Origin of the sequence: Aquabacterium sp. UBA2148 (assembly GCF_002328915.1) — a bacterium.
Classification (GTDB): domain Bacteria; phylum Pseudomonadota; class Gammaproteobacteria; order Burkholderiales; family Burkholderiaceae_C; genus Aquabacterium; species Aquabacterium parvum.
Genome location: NZ_DCXA01000164.1, coordinates 4,257 through 7,456 on the forward strand (window position 1 = coordinate 4,257; position 3,200 = coordinate 7,456).

Sequence of the window (3,200 nt, forward strand, 5' to 3'; positions counted from 1 at the left end):
GGTGTGCAGGGTCTGGATGTTCTGCCCGGTCACGCCCAGCACGAGCCAGGTGCGTGCATCGCCCTGCCCCACCTCGACGGTGACCAGGCGCTGCCCAGGCCCTAGGCCGAGCTGGCCGACCGTTTTCATGGGGGCGATGGGGCCTGCGCCGCTCAGGCCGTTGGCCAGGCCATTGGCCAGGCCTGATCGCTTGAGCAGCCACAGGCTGGCCGGGATCAGGGCGATGACGAAGACGAACCACAGGAAGGACGCGCCGCTGGCTGCCATCGGGGTGCCCCTCGGTCAGCCGCCGCGGCTGAGACGCCGCATGCGTTCGGAAGGCGTGACGATGTCGGTCAGGCGGATGCCGAACTTGTCGTTGACCACCACCACCTCGCCCTGGGCGATCAGAAAGCCGTTGACCAGCACGTCCATCGGCTCACCGGCCATCGCGTCCAACTCCACCACCGAGCCCTGCGCCAGCTGCAGGATGTTCTTGATGGGGATGCGCGTGCGACCCAGCTCCACCGTCAACTGCACGGGGATGTCCAGGATCATGTTGATGTCGTTGCCCGCACCAGCCACCGACGAGCCCGACGAGCCGAAGTTGGCAAAGGCAGCGGGCGTCATCTGCGCAGCCGGGTTGGCCACCTCGCTGGCCGTGCCGGCCGAGGCGCCATCGAACATGGCGTCGGCAGAAGCGCCACCCGAGCTGCTTTGCTGGGCCAGCGCGGCCTCCCACTCGGCGGCCATCGCATCTTGTTCGCCGCCATCGGCCTGACCGCCTTCGGGCGGGAACTCTGCTGCGGATTCAGACATGTTGGTCTCCAAGCCAGCCGGTGTTGCCGGTGGTCAAAAGCTTCTCGACGCGAAGCGCGTATTTGTTGTCGGAGGTGCCGTAATAGGCTTCGAAAACGGGCACGCCGTCGATCTTGGCCTGGATGATCTTTTCCAGGTCCAGCTCGATGAAGTCGCCCGGCTTGAAGGCCAGCAGCTGCTCGACGGTGGCCGGTGCATGCCCCAGCTCCGCCACCAGCTCGACCTCGGCCGACTGGATCTGCTGCGTCAGCAACTTGACCCAACGGCGGTCGGGCTCGGCCGAGTCGCCCTGGATGGAGCTGAACAGGATGTCGCGGATGGGCTCGAGCGTGGCGTAGGGGATGCAGAAGTGGATGGTGCCGCTGGTGTCGCCGATCTCCAGCGTGAAGGAGCAGCACACCACGATCTCGCTGGGCGTGGCCACGTTGGCGAACTGGGGCTGCATCTCCGAGCGCTGGTAGTCCAGCTCGACGGGGTAGATGCCCTGCCAGGAGCGCTTGTACTCTTCGCACACCACCTCGACCAGGCGGCGGATGATGCGCTGCTCGGTGGCCGAGAAGTCGCGGCCCTCGATGCGGGTGTGGAACTTGCCGACGCCGCCGAACAGCGAGTCGATGACGGCGAAGACCAGGGTCGGGTCGCAGACGATCAGGCCGGAGCCGCGCAGAGGGCGAACGGCCATGATGTTGAAGTTCGTGGGCACCACGATCTCGCGCAGGAAGGCGCTGTACTTCTGGACCTTGATGCCGCCCACAGAGACCTCGGGCGACTTGCGGATGAAGTTGAACAAGCCGACGCGGATGTTGCGGGCGAAGCGCTCGTTGATGATCTCCATCGTGGGCATGCGCCCACGCACGATGCGCTCTTGCTGCGCCAGGTTGTAGTCGCGGATGCCTTCCTTGGGCGCGTCGTCCTGCTCGAGCTTCTGGCTTTCGCCAGTGATGCCCTGGAGCAGTGCATCGACTTCGTCTTGCGAGAGGATCTGCTGGTTCATGGTGGACTTCTCAGACCGAAAGCAGGCTGCAGGGCTCGCTCATCACTGGATGATGAAGTTCGAGTAGTGCACGTGGACGATGGGGTTGTAGGACTCGACCTTCTTCTTTTTCTTCTTCTTTTTCTTGGGGGTCTCTTCCTCTTCCGGCTCTTCCTCTTCCGGGTCTTCGATCTCGTAGCCCATGGCACGGGCTGCCTCGCGGCGGATCTCTTCGGCGAGCTTTTGCTTGCCTTCGGGGGGCAGGATGTCGTCGGCGCTCTTGTGCGAGAGGATCAGGAGCACGGCGTTGCGGATGGCGGGCATGTAGGCCTTCATCTGCTCGCCCACCTTGGGGTCATCGACCTGCAGGTTGATGCCCACCTGAGCGTAGCGCTCGACATCCTTGTCGGCCAGGTTCACCACGAACGGGTCCAGCGGCACGAAGGTGGGCGGGCCGGCGTGCTCGTCCTTCTTGGGCTCGGGCTTCTTGGCCTTTTTGGCCGGCTCGGCGTGTTCGGTGTCGTCGCCCTCTTCGGCGGCGGCCTCGGCGTCAGCCTTGCTCTTCATCATCATGAAGGCCGCCGCGCCACCACCGAGCACCAGCACCAGCAGCGCAGCAACGATGATGATGATGAGCTTTTTCTTGCTCTTGGGGGGGGCTTCGCCTTCGGCCGGGGCGGCGGCGGGTGCTGACATGCTCGGATCTCCTGCGGTTCATGTCCCCGGGTCATGAAAAGCTCGGGGGCATGGGTGGATTATTCGAAGCCAGCCGGAAACCGAAGAGGCGATAAGCGATGTGAAAAACCGGCGATTTCCGCCGGTCTGTCACGCTCGGGAGGCGAAAGGCCTGCCAGGCAGTCTCAAGCGTAGAGGTCCAGGCCGCCCAGGCGACTCGCCTTCGGGGCGCTGACCTGGCGCAGGCCACCAGCGTCGTCCGCATCGGCTTGTTCGCCTCGGTTGCGCTCGTTCGGGTCACGGCCACCCCGGCCGTCCTGGCCAGCGTTGCCGCCCTGCGCCAGGGTCTGCTGGGGTGTCTGGGACGACACGCCGCCGCCAGACAGGCTCAGGCCCGCGTCGTTCAGGGCACTGGAGAGCAGCGACAGGCTGGCTTCGATGGCCTGTCGGGTTTCCAGGGCTGCGGCAGCGAAGTCGACCTGTGCGGCCGTGCCATCGAGCGAGATCTTCACGTTGATGGGGCCCATCTCTGCCGGGTTCAGGTGCAGCTCGGCCGTCATCGGGCCGTCCTGCTTGACCTGCCCCACCCACAGGCTGACCTGGTCGGCCAGCTTCTGGGAAAAGTCGGGGGCGTTCAGGGGCACGGGGATCGAGGCCTGCTCGTGGCGCGGTGCGGCCACCTGAGACAGGGTCTGCCCAAAAGAGACCCGCCCGCCATCGATCGGCACCATCGCGGCCAGCGGGTCGCCGGCTT

General features: G+C 65.5%; 5 protein-coding genes. All 5 read right to left on the reverse strand.

All coding sequences use genetic code 11. The features are described from left to right. Positions 1-267: FliO/MopB family protein (locus tag B2W70_RS09175; protein ID WP_286745040.1), on the reverse strand; the 267-nt coding region annotated here is incomplete at its 3' end. 15 nt (positions 268-282) lie between these two features. Continuing rightward, a complete protein-coding gene (gene fliN / locus B2W70_RS09180; RefSeq protein WP_152987537.1) occupies positions 283-798 on the reverse strand; it encodes a flagellar motor switch protein FliN in 516 nt (171 codons plus the stop codon). Then, positions 791-1,792 carry a flagellar motor switch protein FliM gene (fliM, locus tag B2W70_RS09185; protein ID WP_058087271.1) on the reverse strand — a complete coding sequence of 334 codons (1,002 nt, stop codon included), beginning with the start codon at positions 1,790-1,792 and terminating at the stop codon, positions 791-793. The genes fliN and fliM overlap by 8 nt, the downstream gene beginning before the upstream one ends. Positions 1,793-1,834: 42 nt before the next feature. Next, entirely contained in the window at positions 1,835-2,467 is a 633-nt protein-coding gene (locus B2W70_RS09190) for a flagellar basal body-associated FliL family protein (protein WP_058087270.1), read from the reverse strand. A 164-nt stretch (positions 2,468-2,631) separates the two neighbouring features. After that, a partial coding sequence (locus B2W70_RS09195) for a flagellar hook-length control protein FliK (protein ID WP_286745042.1) occupies positions 2,632-3,200 on the reverse strand: 569 nt, incomplete at its 5' end.

Bases quoted from the DNA above. Each gene is read 5' to 3' on its own strand.
- fliN (WP_152987537.1), bottom strand. From the start codon at position 798: ATGTCTGAATCCGCAGCAGAGTTCCCGCCCGAAGGCGGTCAGGCCGAT.
- fliM (WP_058087271.1), bottom strand. From the start codon at position 1,792: ATGAACCAGCAGATCCTCTCGCAAGACGAAGTCGATGCACTGCTCCAG.
- B2W70_RS09190 (WP_058087270.1), bottom strand. From the start codon at position 2,467: ATGTCAGCACCCGCCGCCGCCCCGGCCGAAGGCGAAGCCCCCCCCAAG.